Source organism: Pseudoalteromonas sp. SR44-5 (genome assembly GCF_014163675.1).
In the GTDB taxonomy this organism is placed as follows: Bacteria; Pseudomonadota; Gammaproteobacteria; order Enterobacterales; family Alteromonadaceae; genus Pseudoalteromonas; species Pseudoalteromonas rhizosphaerae.
Map to the genome: position 1 here is coordinate 1 of NZ_JACJDT010000060.1, position 22645 is coordinate 22645.

Here is a 22645-nt window from a genome sequence, read left to right on the forward strand (position 1 = left end):
TCTCGCATTAGGCTCTTTACGTGATAAAGCTAAAAGTTGCTTGGATTTTTCTAAGTTCAATTTAGTAAAAGTAGATAAGTATCAGTGTGCTAATTAGATCACATAATTTGGCAGATTGGTATAAAGCGCTAACTGCGTTATAAATTTTTCATGTAGAACAACTACATGTCAAAATTTATGCCTTGTTATCACTGCATTTATCTGTCGCTATAAATGGTCAGTAACTTAACACGATTGGTATAAGATCATTTTATTGTTTTGAAAAACTCGCAAACTCACTATAAAACTTGCGTTTAGGCCTCTACCTATGCGATAAAATCATTATATTTATCATACAAATAGTGGGGCTTCATGGCACGTAAAAAAACAACTAAATCAAAAGGTTCATCAGGACTCAATCGTAAAAACAGTGAAAGCTTCATAGTTAAATTTAGTAATCATGCTGATACTCAACTGTGTGCTTCTGGTTTGATGTATAAAGTAATAGATGAGATCTCTGGTGAGCGAGTAACTGACACAGATACCGTGGTCATCAATCAGCGTATTATGCTTGCTGATGGCAGCGTAATAGCTGATAGTTATAAAGCTGGAATGCCTGAAGTATTTACCTTAGATGAGGCAATCGAAGGATTACGAGAAGGTATTTTATTGATGTCGGTTGGTTCTCGCTATGAATTTGTAATTCCTGCAGAGCTGGCGTGGGGGCGCAAGGGGAATGGTGGGAAAATAGGAGCTAATGCCGTTCTACATTTTGATGTGCGCTTAATCCGTTTAGGATGATCATTATGCTATTGTTAAAAGTACTTTTCTTTAATGTAAGAGGGCTTTATGCCGCCATTTTCTAGTCGCGTTTACTTATTACGCCATGGCGAATTGATTGAGCAAGAAGTCTTGGCCGGACATACAGATTTTTTACTCAGTGAACTTGGCCGTGCGCAATTACATCAAGCATGCAATGAACTAACTAATATTGAGCTTGTACAAAGTTCGACTTTGAAACGTTGTAGCGAATTTGCCAGATCTTTTAGCCATGCCCAGCAAATACCACTTTTTCTGACTGATCAGCTCCGAGAGTTTAATTTTGGTGATTGGGATGGCTGTAAATATGATGATTTGTGGCAACAGACGGATTCTCCTAGTCTTGGCGATTTCTGGCAAAGCCCTTGGCAAGTAACCCCCCCTCATGGCGAAAGTATGAGGGATTTTTATCAGCGAATAGCAACGTGGTGGCAAACGTTACTAATTGATATTGCAAGTAATCGTACTCAAGCACAATTAGTTTTAACGCATGCCGGAGTGATCAAGCAACTATTAGGTATTATTTGTCAGTTACCAAAAGAGTCGAATCAGCAAAACATATTTTCAATCGGTTATGGGAAGCTTATTTGTATTGATATTTACATAGATGATAGCGATAAAGCATGGCCCAGAATTGTGTTTTAAAAGACTATTTTTAGCCGTCTAGAAAGATATTAATTGAAATATTTACTCACCCGCCCATAATAGAGCCTTATGTATTTTGGAATGGGGTGTAACTCCTCAACTGTTCCCGCAACTGTAAGTCGCAAGCGCGATAAGTCAGATACAAAATACGTTAATTTATTACCTATTGAGCGGGCTAACTCTTCTATTATCACCATGATCATAATGGTTTGTAGTGTATTGGGTTTAGCTATTGCTAGAGAGATAACACATTGCAAATACCAGCAGTAATTGATCCCCCTTTACTTGAAGTAGCTAATTTATCGTGGTCGGTGGCAAATACCGCCATTTTGCACGATATTAATTTTGCAATAAAACCAGGCCAATTTATTGGTTTGTTAGGGCCTAATGGCGCAGGTAAATCAAGTTTATTGCGTTGTTTATACCGTTACACTAAACCAGTGTGCGGTGAGGTTATATTTGCAGGGAAAAATATTTGGCAGCTAAGTGCGGATGAATATGCCAAGCAGGTTGCTGTGGTGCTGCAAGAAACACCTTCGCAATTTAACCTATCGCTTTATGATGTAGTGAGTCTTGGCCTTACGCCGCATAAAAGCTTATTTAGTTCGACAACTAAAAATGATCAACAAATTATTTTTCAGGCGATTGAGCAAGTTGGCTTGAGCCATCATTTACAGCAATCGTTTGATTCCCTTTCCGGTGGCGAGAAGCAACGCGCATTGATAGCACGTTCAATTGTACAAAGCCCTCAATTATTAATTATGGACGAGCCTACCAGCCACTTAGATATTAAATATCAAATTCAATTAATGGAGTTGGCTAAATCGCTAAATGTAACGGTATTAGCGTCGTTCCATGATCTTAATCTTGCAGCAAGTATGTGTGATGAACTACTGGTGATAAAGCAAGGTGAGTTAGTTGCAACGGGTAGCCCAGAATATGTCATCACGGAAGAAATGCTCAGCGAAGTATTTGGTGTCTGTGCCGAAGTCTCGGCGCATCCACAGAGTAAACAATTAAATAAGGTCATTCCGCGTATTACCTATTTTTACGGCTATCAAGGTGGTGGCGTTGATGCAAAAAAATAATTATTTTGCAGTCAGCGTGGCGCTATTTTTTGCCTTGTCGAGCATTTTTATAGCACTTAGCTTTGGTGCTGCGACCAGTAAATTCATTGATGTATACCACAGTATTATAGGTCAGGGAGATGACTCCTTTATAGCGCGGATCATATGGCAACTGCGAATGCCACGAACATTGTTGGCGTTTTTAGCTGGCTCTGGTTTAGCTATTGCTGGTTTAATTTTACAAACCGTAACCCGTAACCCGTTAGCCGACCCTTACTTATTTGGTATTTCATCGGGAGCCTCATTTGGTGTGGTATGTTTTATGACACTAACAGGAGTCAGCGCGGGAATAACAATGTCGGCCGCGGCATTTGTTGGTAGTTTATTGACTATGTTATTACTGGTTTTTATTGCCGGACGAGCAGGTCGCGGACAAGTTGAAAGCATGCTCTTGGCTGGGGTCGCTTTATCCTTTTTATTCAGTGCCTTTACCAGCTTACTTTTGTATTTTAGTGATCCACAGGCGATCACGGCTATTTTATTTTGGACGCTAGGCAGCTTTGCTCGCGCACAATGGTCAACGTTATGGTTACCCGCTTTAGTTATTATTAGTTGCACCGGGCTGATGATGGGTTTTCGTCGGCAACTAAATGCAATGTTACTAGGTGATGAAAGTGCTGCAACTTTAGGAATACCGGTACAGCGGTTTCGGTTATTAATGTTGGTATTGAGCTCATTGATCACTGCAGTGTTAGTGGCGATGTGTGGTGGTATTGGTTTTGTTGGTTTGATGATCCCGCATATAGTACGGTTTTTTGTGTCGCAAGGCACTATTACTGGTTTGATCATGACGGCTTTAGTTGGCGGTATATTTATGGTGTGGGTTGATGTGCTATCGCGTGTTTTACTTGCAAATCAAGAATTGCCAATCGGTGTTATTACTTCTGCAATAGGCAGTATTTTCTTTTTATCGTTACTTTATTTTCGCAAGCGAGAGAGTTAGTCAGATGTTTAATATACCTACAGTAACTAATCAATTTGGTCACCTCATCATTGATAAGATTAACCAAAAAACTAAACCGCTTGGTGCACTTGGACAGTTAGAACAATGTGCAATACAACTGGTTACTTTGTTTAGTCAAAAAGTGGCAAGCGAAGATGCTTTTAAAACCTTTGCACCTACAATCAAGAAGCCTACTTTGCTGGTATTTGCAGGAGATCATGGTGTTGCTGCACAAGGGGTATCGATAGCGCCCAGTGATGTCACTTCACAAATGGTAGCTAATTTTGTCAGCGGTGGTGCCGCTATTAATGTCTTTTGCCAACAGTTAGGTTGGCAATTAGAAGTGATTGATTGTGGTATTTTGCATCCAGTCACAGCGCCAAGTGTCCATAATTGCCGTCTAGGAAGTATAACAAAGCCACTTAATACAGACATGGCAATGAATACCGCGCAGGTACAGCAAGGCTTTAATAATGCTAAACAGCTGGTGCAGCAGCTCAGTCATAGTGGTTGTAATACAATTGCCTTTGGCGAAATGGGCATAGGTAATACCACCAGTGCAGCAGCGATTATGGCAGCTATGCTGAATTTACCTGCACAGCAGTGTGTTGGCAAAGGCACGGGTGTTAGTGATGATATTGTTACGCGTAAAATAACAGTTGTAGAGCAAGCGCTGGTATTGCATCAGTTACATTTAGCAGATCCTATTTCACTACTTGCAGCGTTAGGTGGCTTTGAAACTGTGCATATTACGGGAGCTATGTTGGCTGCGGCTGAGCAAGGCATGGCTGTAGTAGTTGATGGCTTTATTTGTAGTGCTGCGGCAATGGCCGCAATTAATATTAACCCAGCAGTGAAAGATTATTTAATTTTTGCACATTGCTCAAATGAGCAAGGCCATCGACTGATGTTAAACGCACTCGATGTTAAGCCACTGCTGCAACTTGATTTACGCTTGGGTGAAGGCACTGGCGCTGCGTTAAGTTTACCATTATTGCAAGCCGCACTTGGTTTTTATAATCAGATGGCTAGTTTTGCTGATGCTGGTGTTAAGCAGGTTGTCAGTTAATGCCTAACCCAGAGGCAAATAAAGTAACGCAATGGCAGTTACTGTTATTAGCAATTAGCTTTTTAACCCGGCTACCGGTGCAGTTGCGCTTTAATGTAAGCGGTGCTCATTTAAATCAAGCAAGTCGCTATTTTGCTTTAGTGGGTTTACTGCTTGGTGGATTATTAGCACTCAGCTACGGCGTTTTTCAATTACTGTTACCAGCATCAATAAGTGTATTACTAATGATGGCGGCCGGGTTGTTATTAACAGGCGCATTTCATGAAGATGGCTGGGCCGATGTATGGGATGGTTTTGGCGGTGGTTGGCAGGTGTCGCAAAAGCTTGCCATTATGAAAGATAGTCGTCTTGGTACTTATGGTGCAGCGGCATTATTTATTATGCTGCTGGTTAAATTTCAAAGCCTACTCTTTCTTAGTGAGTCATTGATTACTGTATTGAGTGCAATTGTTATCGGGCAATGTGTAAGCCGAGTAGTGGCAACCAGTTTAATTATGGGGATGGAGTATGTAAGTGAAGATGCGACTTCAAAAGTAAAGCCGCTTGCTATGCACCTATCGGTCACTAGTTTAGTTACGTTACTTGTAACCGCCGCTACTTTACTGGTTAGCTTGATTGCTGTTGGTGTATTGTTATGGCAAACCGTATTCATTCTTGTAGCAGTATTACTGATCATAAGAGTCATTTTGATCCGCTGGTTTAAACAGCAGTTAGGTGGTTACACTGGCGATTGTTTAGGTGCGGCGCAGCAGCTAAGTGAAATTGCCATTTACTTAACTTTCGTGAGTATATTATGAACGCTAACCACACATTTATTTTAGGCGGCGCACGCAGTGGAAAAAGCCGCTTTGCTGAACAGCTTGCACAGCAAAGCAATAAAAGCGTTATTTACCTCGCAACGGCGCAAGCCCACGATACTGAAATGCAAGATCGTATAGTCCATCATCATCAACAGCGCCCTGTAGATTGGCCGTTAGTTGAGGAGCCAATTGCATTGGCTGAGGCGTTACAAACACACAGCAGCAAAGATAACTGTATTTTAGTTGATTGCTTAACCTTATGGTTAAGTAACTGTTTATGTCACGCCACAAGTGATTGTTGGGATGAACAGAAATCAGCACTACTAAATACCCTTGAAAATTTACCGGGGCAAGTGATTTTTGTCAGTAACGAAGTTGGCCACGGTATTGTGCCTCTGGGCGAGCTAAGCCGCCGGTTTGTAGATGAATCAGGCTGGTTACATCAAGCCATTGCCGCAAAAGCTGCGCGAGTTGAATTTATAATGGCAGGTCTTGCCTTAACACTGAAAGGGCAGTCATGATGAAAACATTAATGGTACAAGGTACTACTTCTGATGCAGGGAAAAGTACTTTAGTTGCAGCATTGTGCCGGGTATTTGTTGAACGCGGGATCAAAGTTGCTCCATTCAAACCGCAAAATATGGCCTTAAACAGCGCTGTAACAGAAGATGGCGGCGAAATAGGTCGTGCGCAAGCACTTCAGGCGATTGCAGCTAAAGTGGCGCCACGGGTTGATTTTAACCCCATTTTACTCAAGCCCAATAGTGATACTGGCGCTCAAGTGATAATTCACGGTAAAGCCATTAGTAATATGGAAGCAGGTGCTTATCATGATTATAAAAAAGTCGCGATGGATGCGGTACTGGCTTCGCAACAGCGTTTAAGCGAAGAGTTTGAGCTACTGGTAGTTGAAGGTGCGGGCAGTCCGGCTGAAATTAATCTACGTGCGGGTGATATTGCTAATATGGGTTACGCCGAAGCGGTTGATTGCCCCGTGATCATTATTGCAGATATAGATAAAGGCGGTGTGTTTGCGCATTTGGTCGGTACTCTTGCGCTATTAAGCGAGTCAGAACAAGCCCGAGTAAAAGGCTTTGTGATCAACCGTTTTCGTGGCGATATAGGCTTATTGCAAGGTGGCCTTGATTGGCTTGAAGAGTACACCGGTAAACCAGTGTTAGGGGTGTTGCCGTATTTACATGATCTCGCCCTAGATGCTGAAGACGCGGTAGCGATAGATAATCAAGTAAGCCAAGCAAAAATAAAAATCGCAGTATTGCTACTTCCTCATATTAGTAACCACACTGATTTTGATGCGCTGCGTTTAAACCCGCAAATTGACATTAATTACATTCGCCATACTCAAGCAATTCCACACGTTGATCTGATCATCATTCCTGGCAGTAAAAATGTTATTAATGATTTAGCCTTTTTAAACAATGAAGGCTGGGGCGAGCAGATTCAGCGTCACTTGCGTTATGGCGGTAAGTTATTAGGTATTTGCGGAGGTTTGCAAATGCTCGGCACAGATATATATGACCCTGAGGGTGTGGAATCAAGTAAAACACACTGTAAAGCTTTAGGGCTCGCTGATTTTACCACTCATTTAGGGCAGCATAAAGTACTAACTCAAGCTGCTGGTGTGATCCATCTTGGCGGTCAACAAGCAAAAGTGGCAGGCTATGAAATACACGCCGGTTGCAGCGCTGGCCCAGCATTTAAAAAGCCTTTTTTACAATTTACTCAGCATCCACAGCATGTTGTGCAAGATGGTTTTATATCAGATGATGATTGTATAGCAGGTACTTACTTACATGGCTTATTTGATAGCAGTGCAGCTACGCAACTAATACTGGATTGGGTATTGCCAAATAGTGGTATTACCCAATTAATAGATATAGACACACATCGCGAGCAGCAATTAACGCGCTTAGCCACGATGTGTAAAGAACATTTAGATTTAGACAAAATAACGCAAATTTACCAAAACTGGGAAGGAGTTAATCATGAGCGACACACATAACGACAAGCACCAACAACGCCAACAAAAAGTAAAAGATAAAGTTGATGAGCGTATAGCCGCAGCACAAACTGAGAAAGGCGTTTTTCAGGTGATCACTGGTAATGGTAAAGGTAAATCAACCTCAGGGTTTGGCACGGTAACACGTTGTGTAGGCCATGGCATGAAAGCTGCTGTGTGCCAGTTTATTAAAGGTACTTGGCCGTGTGGTGAGCGTAATGTATTGCAAGGCGCAGGGGTTGAATTTGCCATTATGAACACAGGTTTTACCTGGGAGACGCAAAATAAAGAATCAGATACCGCAGCGGCGCAAGCGACTTGGCAAGAAGCAAAACGTATGTTGGCTGACGAATCAATTAATTTAGTATTACTTGATGAAATTACTTATATGATCACCTACGGCTACATTGATTTAGACGAAGCACTCGAAGTGATCGCTAATCGTCCGCCAATGCAATCTTTAATTATTACTGGCCGTGGTGCGCACCGCAAGTTAACTGACTTAGCTGATACTGTTAGTGAAGTGCGCAATGTTAAGCATGCATTTGATGCTGGTGTTAAAGCGCAAATAGGATTTGATTATTAATGGCTACGCTTAGGCTTGTACTCGTTTTATCGCTGGCTCTGTGCTGCTTTAAGCTCGTGGCTGATCCTAACAAGCAGCAATTAAGAATTATCGCCTTGGCCCCGCATATTGTTGAAAACCTGTATACCATCGGCGCTGGTGAGCAAATCGTGGGAACCGTGGAATATGCTGATTTTCCTGCTGCGGCCAATGATATCCCACGTATCGGTGGTCACCAAGGTATTCAAATAGAAAAGCTACTGGCCCTCAAACCTGATTTAGTTTTAGCATGGAAAACGGGTAGCAAAGCTGAGGATTTAGCACGTATTAAAAGTTTTGGTATTGATATAATTTACAGTGACGCCAGTGAAGTAGATAAAGTGCCCAATGAACTGCGCCGTTTAGGTGAGCTTACTGGACGTGAGCAATCAGCCAAGCAAGCCGCACTTGAATTTGAGCAGAAAATTGCTGTAATCAAAGCCAAGCAGCAAGGTAAAAGTAAGGTCGCGGTATTTTACCAGCTATGGGCAGAACCGATGATGACGGTGGGTAAAAATACCTGGATCAATCAGTTAATCGAAATTTGCCAAGGTCGTAATGTATTTGCTAGCAGCCGAACTGATTACCCTCTGATAAGTATTGAAAATGTGATCGTGGCAAAACCAGAGATCATTATATTGCCTAATGAAAAGTCACAAGCGCAGCAAACTGTGATTGATTGGACACAATGGCCCGAAGTACCCGCGGTAAAGCACCATCTGTTTATTAGCGTCAATGCTGATTTACTACACCGTTTTACCACGCGTATGTTGGATGGTCTTGCTGATATGTGTACTAAAATAGATGATTCACGCGTTGCAATTAAGGAGCCACAATGAGTGATTGGCAAGACTTTTTAAAAACCGAATGTGCAAAAACTTATATGCAGCAGACGTTGGATACAGTTGCTCAAAAGCGCAGCGAAGGTATTGCTGTATATCCGCCAGAGCAGTATGTATTTAGTGCATTTGATGCAACACCGTTAAGTAATATAAAAGTGGTTATTTTAGGACAAGATCCTTACCACGGCGAAGGACAAGCACATGGTTTGTGTTTTTCGGTATTACCAGAGGTTGGTAAACTTCCTCCCTCATTAAAAAATATCTATAAAGAGCTGGCTACAGATATCGATGGTTTTCGCGTGCCTACGCACGGTTATTTACAACGCTGGGCAGAGCAAGGGGTGTTTTTACTTAATACCGTACTGACTGTTGAGCAAGGCCAAGCCCATTCCCATAAACACTTAGGTTGGGAGCAGTTTACCGATAAGGTTATTGCCCATATTAATCAACACTGTGAAGGTGTGGTATTTATTTTATGGGGTGCTCACGCACAAAAGAAAGGTAAAGGCATTGATAGTACGCGTCACCATATTTTAAATGGCCCGCACCCATCGCCGTTGTCTGCGCATCGTGGCTTCTTTGGTTGCCAGCATTTTTCCGCTACCAATCAGTTATTAACACAGCAAGGGCAAACAGCGATCGATTGGCAAGTTTAGGAATTGTAGGTGCGAGTTTATCCCGCGCAGAATGTTAAGCTTGTCGCGATGTAAAATCGCAGCTACGGATGTAGGCGGGGGTTATTATTCTGCGCAGAATATACGTTAACTGATAAAAACAAAGGCCCTTACTTTATCGGTAAGGGCCTTTTAGTTGGTTAGTAGCTATTGCGAAATTAAAAATCTAATTCATCAATCGCAATATTGTCTGTAAAAAAGTCTAGTTCCTGTAGTTCTTTACGTAAACGTTGCTTGTCTTTTAAAGCTTCGATTTCGCGCCATTTTCTCTTTTTATTTTTTTGAGAGGTCTTTCTTGTTGTATCAGGACCTTCTAATATCTCTAAAATATCGTCTAGGCTATCCATGAACTTCTCCTATTGAATTTTTTGAACCTCGAAAATACCTATACCACAGGCCACACTAAAATAGAATAAAAAAGTGACATTTATGTTACAGGTAAGTGATAAATTAATGAATAGATATTATTTTCAGGCATAAAAAAACGCCGCAAATGCGACGTTTAATTTAAACGATAAAAGCGATTACATTGCTTTAAAACGTGCTTCTAGTTGCTCTTGTGCATCAGCAAAAGAACGAATACCTTCAGCTAGTTTTTCTGTCGCCATGGCATCTTGATTATGTAACCAACGGAACTGAGCTTCAGTTAGTGGTGCAGGTTTAGGCTCTTTAGCAATATCACTTTCAAGTAAATACTCCTGTGCACCTTCAAGGTTGCCTAGCTCTTCTAAAAGGTTAGGACTGATGGTTAGTTTATCGCAACCAGTTAGTGCGATGATTTCACCGGTGTTACGGAAACTTGCGCCCATAACAACCGTTTTATAATCATGGCGCTTATAAAATTCAAAAATACTGCGTACTGATTGCACGCCTGGATCTTGTAATGGATCGGTTGGTTTTTCTAAGCCGTTAGCAACGTGCCAATCTAAAATACGGCCAACAAATGGTGAAATCAAAAATACGTTAGCATCTGCACAAGCACGGGCTTGAGCATCACTAAATAGCAGCGTTAAGTTACACTTAGTACCTTCTTTTTCAAGTTGCTCTGCGGCTTTAATACCTTCCCACGTTGAGGCAACTTTGATTAAGATTTTATCTTTGCTCACACCTTCTTTTTCATAAAGGCTTAGTAATGTGTGTGCTTTAGCAATTGTTGCTTGAGTATCAAATGATAAACGCGCATCAACTTCTGTTGAAATATAACCCGGCACAATGTCACTGATCTCTTTACCTAGTAATACAGCAAAGTAGTCACAGGCTAGTTCTAATTGTTTAGCAGCGTCTTGCTCGGTTTCTTTAGCATAACTCCACGCTTTATCTAAATACGGCTTATAGGCTTCAATTTCACTGGCTTTTAATAGCAATGAAGGGTTAGTTGTTGCATCTTCCGGTTGGTGTTTTTTAATCGCTTCAATATCACCAGTGTCGGCCACGATAGATGAATGTTGTTTGAGCCTTTGTAGAGCTGAAGTCATTTGCTTTCCTCATTCCAAGCAAGTTAAAAGAAAATCTACTGTAACTACCTTATACTGCAGCACTGTGACAGCGCTTAATAGGTCTTATGTCCGTATCAGTGAAGAACGAAGGTGCATAGCATAATTTGCTGTGCGAATAAGGTAGGTATCATACCAATCAATTCTAACTAATTGATATAAACAAAACGTGCTTTTCGTTTCATTTAATGTTGAAATTGACATTAAATAATTTCCAAGTCAATAGCTAACTATGATCACTGTTATTTCACCTGCAAAAAATTTAGATTTCGAGAGCCAAGCAAGCACTGATAAATTCACGCAACCTGAGTTACTTGAGCACAGCGAAGAGTTGATGACGGTGTGCCGCGAATTAACGCCGGCACAAATTGGCAGTTTAATGAAAATTAGCGATAAGCTTGCAGGCCTTAATGCTGCGCGCTTTAGTGAGTGGTCGCAACCGTTTACTACCGACAACGCTAAACAAGCCGTGATGGCTTTTAATGGCGATGTATATGGTGGTTTAGATGCAAACAGCTTAACTGCCGGGCAACTTGATTACGCGCAAAGTCACCTACGTATTTTGTCAGGCCTTTACGGGTTATTAAAACCACTTGATTTAATGCAAGCGTATCGCTTAGAAATGGGCACTAAGCTTGATAACAGCCGTGGTAAAAACCTCTATGAATTTTGGGGCAGTATTATTGCTGATAAACTAAATAGCGTACTCGCTGAGCAAGATAGCCAATATCTAGTAAATTTAGCATCAAACGAGTATTTTAAAGCGGTTGATAAAAAAGCCTTAAACGCGCAAATCATTACTCCACACTTTAAAGACTGTAAAAACGGCCAATATAAAATTATCAGCTTTTATGCTAAAAAAGCTCGTGGCTTGATGGCTCGCTACATTATTGAGAATAAAGTTACCCAGTTAAGCGATTTAAAAAAGTTTACTGTTGATGGTTACTACTACAGTAGCGAAGCGACCCAAAAAGAGCTGGAGCCAGTATTTCTAAGAGATGAACAAAACTAGTTATTAATCTGTTTAAAAGCCCTGCAATGCATGGCTTTTTAGTTTTGGCGCTTATTTTGCAATAACCTGACACTATTTATAAAATAATCAAGGTTAAGCAATGCTAAAAATACCTTCTATCAGCGATGCCGAAAAACTTATTGAAGAAAAACTCGGTGGCTGGTTTGATGTCGTAATAAGTCATATACCTAATTTTATAGTGGCGGTGATCATCGCCATTGTTTTCTCAATTCTCGCGCGTTTTTTAGGTTCGATGATGCGCAATGTTTTACGCCGCTCGTTAGACTCCCAACAAATTGCAGACTTAATGGCATCGATATTCAAGATGATAGTACTGTGTGTTGGGTTATTTGTTGCCCTCGATTTTATAGGGCTAAAAGGCACTGTAACGTCATTACTGGCTGGTGCTGGGATTGTTGGTTTAGCAATTGGTTTTGCCTTTCAAGATATGACCGAGAACCTAATAGCTGGTATTGCTATGGGTATTCGCAAACCCTTTAAAACAGGCGATGTTATAAAAACCGATGATGTGTTTGGCAATGTGCGCTCAATAAATTTGCGTAACACGCTTATCGAAAACTTTTATGGGCAACTGATTTTAGTGCCTAACAAAATACTTTTTCGTAATGTATTACGTAATTACAGTACCTTAGGTGTACGCCGCATTGAAGTGCCAGTGGGCATTTCATATGGTGATGACCCAGAGCTGGCAGCTGAGGTGATAGTTAAAAAAATCAATGAATTTGATTTTGTAATTAAACAAGACGAAACCGCTGTTTATGCTGAAGGGTTTGGCGACAGTAGTGTCAACTTACTGGTGTGGTTTTGGATAAAATACCCCGGCGAGGCAGACTTTATGACCGTACGCCATAAAGCAATTGTGGCAGTCAAACAAGCGCTAAGTGACGCTGATATTAGTATTCCATTCCCAATTCGCACCCTTGATTTTGGTATTAAAGGCGGTGAAAAACTCGATGCGATGATCACTGAAAAGCGCCAGCACTCAGAACAATAAATGGTTCTATCAACAGGTAATATTTACCTGTTGATAGTGCTAATTTACACAAATTTACAGCTGGTAATACAGTTGTTGATTGGCGCATATTTACCAGTATTAAGTTTTCTACTGATAGACAGCATTTATGGCGAAGCATCAAAACAAGTAAAAGGCAGTGGTCATAGTTTAGTTATCGCTAGCCGATTATCGACTGCACTTATTAGACACGAGCTAAAACTAAGGCTAGTGTCTAATAAGTAAAGTCGAAGGTAAAATTAATGAATAACATTAAAGTGAGCAATGAAGAACCAAGTAGCCCATGTATTCGGCATTGTTGTTTAGATAAAAACGATACCTGTATCGGTTGCTTTAGAACCCTTGATGAAATTCTCGCGTGGCACAGTGCAAGCCCTGCGCAAAAGCTGCAAGTTCTTAATGAATGCCAAAATCGCAAAAACGCGCAACATAAATAATCACTTTGTAGAGCAGTCTGCAAAAGCTAACCACAAACTTCAAGATTAGTACCATTTAATTCGTAATAAAGATAAAAACCGTATACTAGTTTTTACCGCTCTGTACTGCCCGTTAATAAACACTCCAACACACACAAAGAATAAGTTAGCGATACACTCGTGCCACTGCATTTGTGCTAAGCATCCATAATCGATGGTGTTTTTGAATTTTTGATTGCATACGTATTCAATTTTCATTTTGTGAGAATCCCTCTACTGTTAATTCTTTGTAAATGAAGAATGCCTATTACTTGACAACACAACGGAACACACAATGAAAATTAAAAGAATAGTAACCACTATTGGGCTAAGCATTGCCCTAAGTGCTACGTCGATTGCAAATGCAACACCAACAACATTCGTCCATCTATTTGAATGGAACTGGCAAGATGTAGCCCTCGAATGTGAACAATACCTAGGACCTAAAGGCTATGCTGCGGTACAGGTATCGCCGCCTAATGAACATATACAAGGCAGCCAATGGTGGACGCGTTATCAACCTGTCAGTTACCTATTGCAAAGCCGAGGCGGTAACCGCGAGCAGTTTATTGATATGGTTAATCGCTGTAATGCCGCTGGCGTTGATATTTATGTAGATACTTTAATCAATCATATGGCTGCAGGCAGTGGTACAGGTACCGCTGGTAATACCTATGGTAATAAACAATACCCAATTTATAGCCCACAAGACTTTCACACCAGTTGCACCATTAATGGCTCTGACTACGGCAACGATCGTTACCGAGTACAAAACTGTGAGTTAGTTGGACTCGCAGATTTAGATACCGCTGCAACGTATGTCCAAAACACATTAGCGGCTTACATTAATGAATTACAAGCCATTGGTGTTAAGGGGTTTCGGTTTGATGCCTCTAAACATGTTGCAGCCAGTGATATTCAAAGTTTAATGGCGAAAGTGAATGGCTCGCCAGTGGTCTTTCAAGAAGTAATTGATCAAGGTGGCGAGGCTGTTGGTGCCTCTGAGTATTTAGCGTCAGGTTTAGTTACGGAATTTAAATACAGCACTGAACTTGGCAATACCTTTAGAAATGGCTCGCTCGCATGGTTAAGTAATTTTGGTGAAGGGTGGGGGTTTATGCCAAGTGCATCAGCTGTAGTATTTGTAGATAATCATGATAATCAACGCGGTCATGGTGGTGCCGGTAATGTAATTACCTTTGAAGATGGCCGCTTGTACGACTTAGCAAACGTATTTATGTTGGCTTACCCGTATGGTTATCCAAAAGTAATGTCTAGTTACGACTATCATGGTGACACAGATGCTGGTGGTCCAAGCGTACCTGTGCATAACAACGGTAATTTAGAATGCTTTGCGAGTAATTGGCAATGTGAGCATCGTTGGGCATACATTGCAGGTGGCGTAGATTTTAGAAATAATACAGCTGATAACTGGGCAACAACCAATTGGTGGGATAATACTAACAATCAAATAGCCTTTGGTAGAGGAAGTTCAGGTCATGTTGCCATTAATAAAGAAGGCTCAACACTCAATACTACCGTGCAAACAGATATGGCTCCAGGGCAATACTGTAACGTGCTAAAAGGAGCGCTGACTAATGATGCAACAAGTTGTACTGGTGAAGTTATTACTGTTAATGCAAATGGCACTATAAACTTAAATGTAGCCGCGTGGGATGCAATGGCTATTCATAAAAATGCCAAGCTAACCACTAATTCAACCCCTGATCCTCAGAGTGATTGGCAGCGAACTGTGATATTTATTAACGCACAAACGCAAACTGGCCAAGATATGTTTATTCGCGGCGGGATTGACCATGTTTATGCGAACACAAATCTTGGGCGTAACTGCCAAACAAGCAACTTTGAATGTGCTATGCCAATTCGCCATAATAATTTGCAAAGTGCCACTACCAGTCCTTGGAAAGCAAACGATAATTACCTAGATTGGTATGGTATTGAAACGGGCCAAAGTAGTGAGGCGCAAGGGACCGCAACCGATTGGACAACTAATATTTGGCCAGCAACTTGGGGAGCAGAAAAAACCGTTGCTAATGATGGCTTTGGTGTTACACCACTGAATATTTGGGGGGAACATTACTGGCTGCTTGATGTTGATATGGATTGCAGCAAAGCGGTTAATGGATGGTTTGAGGTAAAAGCGTTTATTAAAAATGGTCAGGGCTGGGAGGGTAATATCGCGCAAGTAAACACCCCTTATGCTAGTACTAATCATGTTGCTCAATGCGGCAAAATTAATAAATTTGAGTTTAATAATTCAACGGTAGAAATACGCAATTTCTAATTTTATTACAGATAAATCCCAGCTAAACCATAAGTATGCGTTTAGCTGGGATTTTACTTTGTAAGTCATGTTTTGGAGATTTGCGTTTTCTGTGTTTTAAGTAAACCTAAGTTGAATCACCAGAAAATCAGTTGCTTTAACTCTTTAATCTTTAGCCTAGCAGCTTTAAACTCTTCAATCTCTCACCTGCATTTTATTTTCAATAATTGCCACACCTTGGGTGTTTTCTAAAAACTTTTGTGCCAGTGCGCGTTCAAAGCCGGTTTCGGTTAGACCATAAATGGCTACTTTGTTGCCATCAACGTGTACTCGCAGTTGCGAGAGGTTTAGGTTTGGATTGCTACGCAGTTTATGAATTATAGTCTGCTGTAGTGTTGGTTGAGGAGAAACGCTGCTGATCATAATTGTACTAGTGGCTGCACTGACTTGCGTTGCGCAGGCGAGTAAAAATACACAGCAAAGTGATACCAATGATACAGTTAATTTGAAGCGGTCCATGATTTCCCTCATAACATCTATTGTATGTGTTTAGTGAATAGTAAGCTTACTGTTACAATATTTATTCCAACTTTAACGCATTGAAATTGAAGGGATATTTTAAGTTGGGGTAATGTTTTTGGAATTTTTTACATTCAACTGAGTAAAAAGTACGGCGATTAGCTAACTAATTTAGATTTGTAGTTGTTGTTTAGTGCAGCTATAGCGATGCAATATATTTTTTGTTAAGTGATGGTCGTAGCTGCAAGCTTGTAATGAGCAAGCTAAATGGGGAGCACAAGATAATTAATTTGCATGACTGCTATGAGAGGGTTTAATAACTTACTGCGAGTAGGTAAAACTGAATGTAACAAGCCGAGACTATGATAAGTCTCGGCTTTTTATGTAGCGTCAAAGCAGATGAATTATTTCTTTTTCTTAGCTTTTGCTTTGGCCTTTTTACGGGCTTTGATTTTTACCGGATCTTTATGTTTTTTGATTGGCGCTTTAGCTTCTTTATGACGCGGCTCAAATCCTTTAACAACACGGCGTTTAAGGCGCAGCTCAATGTAGCGTTCAATTTTTGCTAATACTGCAATGTCATGGGCTTCTACTAACGAAATTGCAATGCCTTTCTTACCTGCGCGAGCAGTGCGGCCAATACGGTGAACATACACGTCTGCTGTGCGTGGCATATCAAAGTTGATCACATGACTAATATCAGCCACATCAATACCGCGGGCGGCAACATCAGTCGCAACTAATATTCTTGTACGGCCACTGTGGAAATTTTCCATTGCCTTCATGCGTTTGTCTTGTGGCATCTCGCCACGTAACCAGGCTGCGCGAACCCCAGCATTGGTCAGCTCGCCGACTAATGTTTCTAGGCGATCACGGGTTTTAACAAACACAATAGCTTTGCTTAAGTCTTCACTGTTTAGTATTTCAACCAACATTGCTAATTTATGGTTGTAATCATCAGCAATGTGTACCCATTGGTGGATTTTAGCTTTTTCTTTACGTGAAGATTCAGCTTCTAATAGGGCTGGATCTTTTAAAATTTGCTCTGCAAATCGTTCAACGCTATCGCCTTCAAGAGTGGCTGAGAATAAAAAGCACTGACGACGATTTTTTGCTTCTTCACAAATACGCATCATTTCTTTACGAAAGCCCATGTCTAACATGCGGTCTGCTTCGTCTAAAATAAGCATCTCGACGTTTTCGGCATGAAAGTTTTCGGTTTCTAAATATTCCATTAATCGCCCTGGTGTGGCGATTAATATATCGTTATTTTTTTCAAAAATTTCTTTATGCGTACCGTAGTTAATACCGCCAGTAACAACACCAATTTTAAGGTTAGTGCCTTTAGCAAGTAGTTCACACTGTTCATGAATTTGATAAGCTAACTCGCGCGTTGGAGTCATGATCAAAACACGGGCAAAACCAGGCTCGCGACGCGGGAAATCAAGTAAGTATTGAATCGCCGGGATCAAAAATGCCGCTGTTTTACCAGTACCGGTTGGTGCAGAGGCTAAAATATCACGGCCTTGCAGCGCTTCAGGGATCGCTTGTTGTTGAATGCTAGTTGGGGTTTCGTAACCCATTTTAGCAACGGCTTGTAGTATCTTGTTATCAATATCAAAATCAGAAAATTGCATAGAGTGTCAAAAATAGAGGACAATTGCTGGTAATTATACGCGCTATCCGCCAGTTGGTGAATGAAAAGGTGAAAAAATGTCAGGCTTTGTGTTTAAACAATTTAAAGTAGCGCAAACGCGCAGTGCGATGAAGGTCTCGACGGATGGAATTTTACTCGGTGCATGGGCTGACTTAACTACTTCACAGCGGTTACTTGATATTGGCACAGGTACTGGGTTGTTGGCATTAATGTGCAAGCAACGCAAACCAACTATGCAGGTTAATGCTGTTGAAATTGATGCCAATGCATGTGCTGATGCGCAGCAAAATTTTACAAATAGCCCATGGTCCGATATTAAATTGATGCAAAAAGCTATTCAGCAAGTAACCACCACAACTGAGTTTGATGTTGTGATCAGTAACCCTCCGTATTTTAATGCCAGTTTAAAAGGGCAGGACTTAGCCCGTAATACCGCACGTCATACAGATAGCTTAAGTTTTAGTGAGTTAATCACTGCATTCAAACACCTTAGTCACCAAAATGCTTTTTTAAATGTGATTCTACCTTGCCCAGAAGCGCAGTTGTTTATTGCACAAGCGCAATTACAAGGTTTGTATTTAGTGCGCCATTGTTTAGTACAAACTACTGCCACTAAAGCGCCGAGCAGGAGCTTAATGTGCTTTGCTTATCAGATGCAAGAATGCGAGCTGACCAGTTTAACGATTCATGGCCAAGGGGCTCAATATAGCGATGAGTATATAGCTTTATGTAAAGACTTTTACTTGAAAATGTAATCATCATTGAATAAAAGGTACATTTATCGCACACTGATGAAAAACCTCGGTGATAGATATGGATAATCAACTACCTAAACCTTTTATTTTTGTACTTTCCTTAGTGCAAGGCATTGTTCTTACTTTGTTATATCGTAGTGTTGAAAATCAGCTATGGCCTGCGACAGAGCCAGTTTGGTTGTTTTCTTTAGTTACTTTTACCATTAGTTTTGTGCTACTGACTTTACTTGCTGTAGAGCAAGCTAATATTAAAAAACTGCTTAGTTACTTGTTACCATTTAGTCTGTTGTTATCACTCCTTGGTGCTTATATTGGTGCTCAGCAATACCCTATTGCGCTGGTTAATAACGATGCTTTAACGGCCATTTTTATATTCACAGCCTTAATTGCCAGCTTTAAAGCACTTATGTATATCCAACAACTGATTGATAATGAAGCAATTAGTTATAGCCAATTATTCAAGCTCTCATGGCGTAACTTTATTTTATTTGCAGAGTGTTGGTTATTCGTTTTAATTTTCTGGGGAATTTTGCAGTTAGGAGCGGCGCTATTTAATGCGTTAGAGATTACATTTTTCTCTGAGCTACTCAAAAAAGACTGGTTTTGGATCCCAACTTTAACCTTAGCGTTCGGTTTTGCCACGGTGATCTTTAGAGGGGTTATGCATATAGAAGATAACATCTCATTTTTATTGCAAACCTTGATTAAGTTTTTACTGCCAGTACTTACGGTTATTTCTTTAGGCTTTTTAGCGACGCTACCGTTTACGGGGCTAGATAAATTATGGCAAACAGGCAGTGGTAGCTCGTTAGTTTTATGGTTACAGGTACTCACTTTATTTTTTGTGAATACGGTTTATCAATACGCTGCTGATCAGCGACCTTATAAAATTGTAATACATAGGTTAGTATTTTTTGGTATTGCTTTATTACCAATTTACAGTGTGATTGCCGCTTATGGCATTTGGCTTAGAGTTGAACAATACGGGATCACGGTGGGTCGCTGCTGGGCTATTTTAGTGTGTCTTTTACTTGCGTGTTTTTCATTCGGGTATTTAGTCGGGATCGTTAAAAAGCGCGATGCATGGCAACAAGTGCAAAGCAAAGTTAATATTGTGATGGGAGTGGTGATTTTAATATTTATGCTACTAGTGAACTCGCCAGTTTTGAATTTTCAGCGTTTATCTACCGAGAGTCAAATCGCGCGCTTAAATGAAGGTGACGTGAGTATTGAAGAATTTGATTATTATTACTTCTCAAGTAATTTAGGACGCCAAGGCTATCTTGCAATGCAAAAGTTACAAGCGCAAATTCAAAGTACTCATCCAGAGCAAGCAATGATCATTGAGCGAATGTATGTCAACCCAGATAATCCAGAGTTTGAGGCTTTAGCCGAGCAAACATCAATAACAGAGTTTGTTACGCACTCGACGTTTTGGCCTAGGCAGCAGGTGTTTTCGGATGAGTTGATTCAGGCTGTATTCGAGAGCTTACATTTCAACCGCTGGACACCGCTTAAAAGTCATTCATTTTATTTTATCGCCATAGATTTAAATCAAGATGAACAACTCGATTATGTATTTATAGATGAAACGAATAACTCAACTGAAGCTAATCTGTGGTTTCATGATGGTACTCAATGGCAATCAAAATACATGACTATCGATAATCCCGAGCAAATTAAATTACTAAAAACACTGATTGATGCAGATAACATTGAGGTTGTACAACCCAAATATAATGATTTGAAAATTGGCGATGTGCTGTTTAAAGTCAGGAGTGATATTGATTACTAAACAGGGTTTAAGGTCAGAGTGTTCAAAATATTAGTTAGTAATTCAATATAAAGTTCAACGCAATAACGTTTAGCGTAATACATTGAATCACCAAACTAATAAATATTGTTAGGCTAAGTAACAGCAGGAGCATACAGAAAATTATTCTGCTATAGCTCCTGGTATTTCGGTAATTACAGCCAGATACTGGCTTTAATTGGCATCAAATAACTCAAATATTCGGTTGTCACCAGGAGCCGTTTTTACCACTTGCAACAAGGCATTTGCCACGTTTTCACGGCTGACTTTTGCATCTTTACGTTCACTTGGCCGTTGTGTGGTGATTTGCAATGAAGCGCTGTCGTTGGTAAGTGAACCTGGGCGTACAATGGTATAATTTAGGCCGCTATTGATTAGATGTTCGTCAGCCATATGTTTAGCAACTAAGTAAGGTTTTAAATCGCTTTCTGTTGCATCAGGATCATCTGCGCCAATCGAACTGACCATAATAAAGTTTTTTACATCATATTGCTTTGCATAATTTACGGCTTTAACCGCAGCCCATAAATCAATTAATAATGTTTTATCATCGTCGGTATTTCCGCCAGAACCGGCAACAAAAATCACCTGTTCGCAGCCTGCAAATGCTTGGCTAAAGTCACCCTCGAGATCTTGCTCGGTCACGCTGAGGTAGGGACTGCTTAAATCGCTTAACTTATTTTTATCACGTACGAGAGCAACAACCTGATGCTGATCATTAAGTAGTAACTGTGTCGTTATTTTACCAATCTGGCCACTTGCGCCTATGATTAATGTTTTGCTCATCATTAACTCCTTCAAAAAATAGCTAAATTGCTCACTGTGTTTATAGACCTTGGGGGAGATATTTATTTTTAAAGGGCTAGAACCACTTTATTACTTAAACCAGAGTATTTAGTTTTCATTTTTGTAAAGCTGACTTTCAGCTGATATCGACTAACCTTTATTTAATAAGGTCACATATTTGGAGCGTAAAATGACGGTTTCAGCAATACCAAAGGGGTATCATGCAATTACTCCTTACTTGATAATTAACGGCGCAGCAAAAGCAATAGAGTATTATGAGAAGGTATTTAATGCCCAGCTCATTATGCAAATGCCGCTGCCAGATGGCGGGATTGCTCACGCAGAAATTAAAATTGGTGATTCGCATATTATGCTTTCAGATATGTGCCCTGAAGCGCATTTTAAAAGCCCTGATGAGCTTGGCGGAACGCCTGTGAGCTTAATGCTTTACGTTGCAGATGTAGATGCCGTATTTGCTAATGCGGTTGCCTTAGGTGGTAAAGAAATACGCCCAGTACATGACCAATTTTACGGTGATAGGGCCGGTACATTACAAGACCCATTTGGCCATGTATGGACAATAGGCACTCATAAAGAAGACCTCAGCGATGACGAGATTAGTCAACGCATGGTTGATCTGATCAGTAAAGAAGAAGACGCATAAATTACAGTGGCTGATATCTGATCTCATAGTTTTGAAAAATAGGTTTATATTTCATCTGAAAGACAGCTATGAGCGAGAAGCAGCCATGAAAAAGTTAAATTTATTCCTGTGTTTTGAGTAGAAATCTAATTTTGTCCAATAACATTATTAAACGCCGTTTTGGGGCAAAATAACATGCTTAATTTCTAGATGTTTTAATTACTTGTTTACAAAGGTAATTATTGGTGAAATTATCATGGTATGTAATATACGCCGTTTTGGTGTGTTATAAACCACCAAGATGGTGTTCAATGTAGGAGTATCGATGAAAGATCTATTTCCAGGACACTTTAAAGAGTCCCAAGAAAACCTAAGGGAAGTATGGGACTCATGTGTTTTTGTATTTGATGCAAATATATTGCTAAATTTATATCGATACTCAGATGCTACTAGAAACGAATTTTTGAGCCTATTAGAAAAAATAAATGACAGGGTATGGTTGCCACATCGAGCAGCCGAAGAATACTTAAATAACCGATTATCAGTAACCCCCTGTGTCAGGATAGTTGTCGTCTCTAACTTTTAATAGAGGCAGATAAAAATGAGACGTCGATTTACACAAGAATTTAAAGTTCAAGCGGTTGAAAAAGCATTATCTCAATGTGATGATGTT

Annotated in this window: 24 protein-coding genes and 1 riboswitch; of the genes, 19 read left to right on the forward strand and 5 right to left on the reverse strand. The window is 40.4% G+C overall.

Features of this window, described 5'->3' with window-relative positions:
• Positions 1-351 precede the first annotated feature (351 nt).
• From H5154_RS20830 to ung, 11 genes are all read left to right on the forward strand, one after another.
• Positions 352-780, forward strand: coding sequence for an FKBP-type peptidyl-prolyl cis-trans isomerase (locus tag H5154_RS20830; RefSeq protein ID WP_149983394.1), 429 nt, complete (start codon positions 352-354; stop codon positions 778-780).
• A 48-nt stretch (positions 781-828) separates the two neighbouring features.
• The gene (locus H5154_RS20835) at positions 829-1443 is read left to right on the forward strand and encodes a histidine phosphatase family protein (protein ID WP_182719502.1); all 615 of its coding nucleotides are present in this window, start codon (positions 829-831) and stop codon (positions 1441-1443) included.
• Between the two features lie 40 nt (positions 1444-1483).
• Positions 1484-1609: riboswitch (cobalamin riboswitch) on the forward strand.
• Positions 1610-1694: 85 nt separating this feature from the next.
• Complete coding sequence (locus H5154_RS20840; RefSeq protein WP_220493306.1) at positions 1695-2531, forward strand: ABC transporter ATP-binding protein; 837 nt, start codon at positions 1695-1697, stop codon at positions 2529-2531.
• The gene (locus H5154_RS20845) at positions 2518-3513 is read left to right on the forward strand and encodes an iron ABC transporter permease (RefSeq protein WP_182719503.1); all 996 of its coding nucleotides are present in this window, start codon (positions 2518-2520) and stop codon (positions 3511-3513) included. The genes H5154_RS20840 and H5154_RS20845 overlap by 14 nt, the downstream gene beginning before the upstream one ends.
• A 4-nt stretch (positions 3514-3517) precedes the next feature.
• Complete coding sequence (gene cobT / locus H5154_RS20850) at positions 3518-4582, forward strand: nicotinate-nucleotide--dimethylbenzimidazole phosphoribosyltransferase (protein WP_182719504.1); 1065 nt, start codon at positions 3518-3520, stop codon at positions 4580-4582.
• Positions 4582-5379, forward strand: coding sequence for an adenosylcobinamide-GDP ribazoletransferase (locus H5154_RS20855; protein ID WP_182719505.1), 798 nt, complete (start codon positions 4582-4584; stop codon positions 5377-5379). Before cobT ends, H5154_RS20855 begins: the two co-directional genes overlap by 1 nt.
• Complete coding sequence (gene cobU / locus H5154_RS20860) at positions 5376-5903, forward strand: bifunctional adenosylcobinamide kinase/adenosylcobinamide-phosphate guanylyltransferase (protein WP_182719506.1); 528 nt, start codon at positions 5376-5378, stop codon at positions 5901-5903. Before H5154_RS20855 ends, cobU begins: the two co-directional genes overlap by 4 nt.
• Positions 5903-7405 (forward strand): cobyric acid synthase, encoded by a 1503-nt coding sequence (locus H5154_RS20865; protein WP_182719512.1) that lies wholly within the window; start codon positions 5903-5905, stop codon positions 7403-7405. The genes cobU and H5154_RS20865 overlap by 1 nt, the downstream gene beginning before the upstream one ends.
• Positions 7389-7988 (forward strand): cob(I)yrinic acid a,c-diamide adenosyltransferase, encoded by a 600-nt coding sequence (cobO, locus tag H5154_RS20870; protein WP_145242905.1) that lies wholly within the window; start codon positions 7389-7391, stop codon positions 7986-7988. Before H5154_RS20865 ends, cobO begins: the two co-directional genes overlap by 17 nt.
• Positions 7988-8845: a cobalamin-binding protein gene (locus H5154_RS20875; protein ID WP_182719507.1), complete on the forward strand. Its 858-nt coding sequence runs from the start codon at positions 7988-7990 to the stop codon at positions 8843-8845. Before cobO ends, H5154_RS20875 begins: the two co-directional genes overlap by 1 nt.
• The gene (gene ung, locus H5154_RS20880; RefSeq protein ID WP_145242908.1) at positions 8842-9504 is read left to right on the forward strand and encodes a uracil-DNA glycosylase; all 663 of its coding nucleotides are present in this window, start codon (positions 8842-8844) and stop codon (positions 9502-9504) included. The genes H5154_RS20875 and ung overlap by 4 nt, the downstream gene beginning before the upstream one ends.
• 176 nt (positions 9505-9680) lie before the next feature.
• Here the strand turns inward: ung and H5154_RS20885 are convergent, their stop codons facing one another.
• Both H5154_RS20885 and tal read right to left on the reverse strand, forming a co-directional pair.
• Positions 9681-9869, reverse strand: coding sequence for a DUF3545 family protein (locus H5154_RS20885; RefSeq protein ID WP_145242910.1), 189 nt, complete (start codon positions 9867-9869; stop codon positions 9681-9683).
• 177 nt (positions 9870-10046) lie between these two features.
• Positions 10047-10997, reverse strand: coding sequence for a transaldolase (gene tal / locus H5154_RS20890; RefSeq protein WP_145242912.1), 951 nt, complete (start codon positions 10995-10997; stop codon positions 10047-10049).
• Between the two features lie 250 nt (positions 10998-11247).
• On the opposite strand from tal, the gene yaaA reads away from it, so the two are divergent.
• The 4 genes from yaaA (at position 11248) to H5154_RS20910 (ending at position 15820) form a co-directional block, all read left to right on the forward strand.
• Positions 11248-12027, forward strand: coding sequence for a peroxide stress protein YaaA (yaaA, locus tag H5154_RS20895; RefSeq protein WP_149983400.1), 780 nt, complete (start codon positions 11248-11250; stop codon positions 12025-12027).
• Positions 12028-12127: 100 nt separating this feature from the next.
• On the forward strand, positions 12128-13042 hold the full coding sequence (locus H5154_RS20900; RefSeq protein WP_145242916.1) for a mechanosensitive ion channel family protein: 915 nt from the start codon (positions 12128-12130) through the stop codon (positions 13040-13042).
• 260 nt (positions 13043-13302) lie between these two features.
• Positions 13303-13497, forward strand: coding sequence for a DUF1289 domain-containing protein (locus tag H5154_RS20905; RefSeq protein WP_145242920.1), 195 nt, complete (start codon positions 13303-13305; stop codon positions 13495-13497).
• A gap of 313 nt (positions 13498-13810) precedes the next feature.
• Complete coding sequence (locus H5154_RS20910; RefSeq protein ID WP_182719508.1) at positions 13811-15820, forward strand: alpha-amylase family protein; 2010 nt, start codon at positions 13811-13813, stop codon at positions 15818-15820.
• A gap of 174 nt (positions 15821-15994) precedes the next feature.
• Here H5154_RS20910 and H5154_RS20915 read toward each other — a convergent pair whose 3' ends face one another.
• Complete coding sequence (locus tag H5154_RS20915; protein ID WP_149983403.1) at positions 15995-16318, reverse strand: BON domain-containing protein; 324 nt, start codon at positions 16316-16318, stop codon at positions 15995-15997.
• A gap of 404 nt (positions 16319-16722) precedes the next feature.
• On the reverse strand, positions 16723-17955 hold the full coding sequence (srmB, locus tag H5154_RS20920; protein WP_145237725.1) for an ATP-dependent RNA helicase SrmB: 1233 nt from the start codon (positions 17953-17955) through the stop codon (positions 16723-16725).
• Positions 17956-18031: 76 nt separating this feature from the next.
• Between srmB and H5154_RS20925 the strand changes: the two genes are divergently transcribed.
• Both H5154_RS20925 and H5154_RS20930 read left to right on the forward strand, forming a co-directional pair.
• Positions 18032-18730, forward strand: coding sequence for a tRNA1(Val) (adenine(37)-N6)-methyltransferase (locus H5154_RS20925; RefSeq protein WP_149983404.1), 699 nt, complete (start codon positions 18032-18034; stop codon positions 18728-18730).
• Between the two features lie 58 nt (positions 18731-18788).
• The gene (locus tag H5154_RS20930; RefSeq protein WP_182719509.1) at positions 18789-20525 is read left to right on the forward strand and encodes a DUF4153 domain-containing protein; all 1737 of its coding nucleotides are present in this window, start codon (positions 18789-18791) and stop codon (positions 20523-20525) included.
• Positions 20526-20717: 192 nt separating this feature from the next.
• Here H5154_RS20930 and H5154_RS20935 read toward each other — a convergent pair whose 3' ends face one another.
• Positions 20718-21329, reverse strand: a complete 612-nt coding sequence (locus H5154_RS20935; RefSeq protein WP_182719510.1) for an SDR family oxidoreductase — start codon at positions 21327-21329, stop codon at positions 20718-20720.
• A 190-nt stretch (positions 21330-21519) separates the two neighbouring features.
• Between H5154_RS20935 and H5154_RS20940 the strand changes: the two genes are divergently transcribed.
• Together H5154_RS20940 and H5154_RS24225 are read left to right on the forward strand one after the other, a co-directional pair.
• Complete coding sequence (locus tag H5154_RS20940; protein WP_145237712.1) at positions 21520-21993, forward strand: VOC family protein; 474 nt, start codon at positions 21520-21522, stop codon at positions 21991-21993.
• 304 nt (positions 21994-22297) lie between these two features.
• Complete coding sequence (locus H5154_RS24225) at positions 22298-22558, forward strand: PIN-like domain-containing protein (protein ID WP_220493433.1); 261 nt, start codon at positions 22298-22300, stop codon at positions 22556-22558.
• The last annotated feature ends 87 nt before the right edge of the window (positions 22559-22645 follow it).